At 52.0% G+C, this 1,069-nt stretch carries 2 protein-coding genes; both read left to right on the top strand.

Annotated features, from left to right (window positions below):
• Positions 1-838: MFS transporter (locus WKU26_RS12545; protein ID WP_340322295.1), on the top strand; the 838-nt coding region annotated here is incomplete at its 5' end.
• 153 nt (positions 839-991) lie between these two features.
• The coding region (locus WKU26_RS12550; protein ID WP_340322296.1) for a GDP-mannose 4,6-dehydratase at positions 992-1,069 on the top strand (78 nt) is incomplete at its 3' end.

The raw sequence follows: 1,069 nt of genomic DNA on the forward strand, positions 1-1,069 counted from the left end.
TTGCCTGGAAACGGCGGCGAACCCGTATGTGACGGTGCTCGGAGACCCGGAAGGGAGTGAGCGGAGACTGAACCTGGCGCAGTCGTTCAACGGACTGGGATGGATTTGCGGACCGCTCGTGGGGGGATTCTTCCTCTTTGCGGGAGGCGGGGACGTGAGTACGCCCTATGCCATCATCGGGTGTATCGTGCTGGTGGTGGCGCTGGTCTTTGCACGGGTGAAGCTGCCGGAAATCGGGGACTCTCCTGCCCCGGATATGCAGATGGAAAGCACGGAAAACAGAGGGCTGTGGAAGGAAAGTACGTTTACCTTCGGTCTGGTGGCGCTCTTCCTGTATGTGGCGGCGCAGACGGGTATCAACAGTTTCTTCATCAACTATGCCACGGAAACGGCGGGAATTTCGGCGCACGAGGCGTCGGTATGGCTGTCGTTCGGGGGCATGGGACTCTTCATGGCGGGACGCATGGGAGGAAGCTGGCTGATGCGCTCGGTAAGGGCGGAAAAGGTGCTGACGGCATGTGCCGTGGGGGCGGTGGCAAGTATGGCTGCCGTGATTCTGCTGCCGGGAAAGGCGGGATGGTACGGGCTGCTGTGCTGTTTCCTGTGCGAGTCGATCATGTTTCCTACTATCTTTGCGCTGGCGCTGAGAAAGACGGGAAGCGATACCAAGAGGGCGTCGTCGTTCCTCATCATGTCGATTGTGGGCGGGGCCATCGCTCCAATTCTGATGGGGGCCATCGCGGATACCAGCTCCATGGCGGCAGGATTTACCGTTCCGCTGGTATGCTTTGTTGTGATTGCGGTGTATGCGTATAGATATAAGGCGATAAGTTTGTGAGTTTTTGAGTTTGTGAGTTTGTGAATTCATAACCAACTTAAAAACTTAAAAACTTAAAAACTCAAAAACTTAAAAACTTAAAAACTTAAAAACTTAAAAACTTAAAAACTCAAAAACTCAAAAACTTAAAAACTTAAAAACTAAAAAAACACAATGAGAAAAGTAGCTTTGATTACCGGTATTACCGGACAGGACGGTTCTTATCTGGCCGAATTCCTGATTGAGAAAGGA

The organism is Phocaeicola sp. HCN-40430, from assembly GCF_037890285.1.
Taxonomy (GTDB): domain Bacteria; phylum Bacteroidota; class Bacteroidia; order Bacteroidales; family Bacteroidaceae; genus Phocaeicola; species Phocaeicola acetigenes.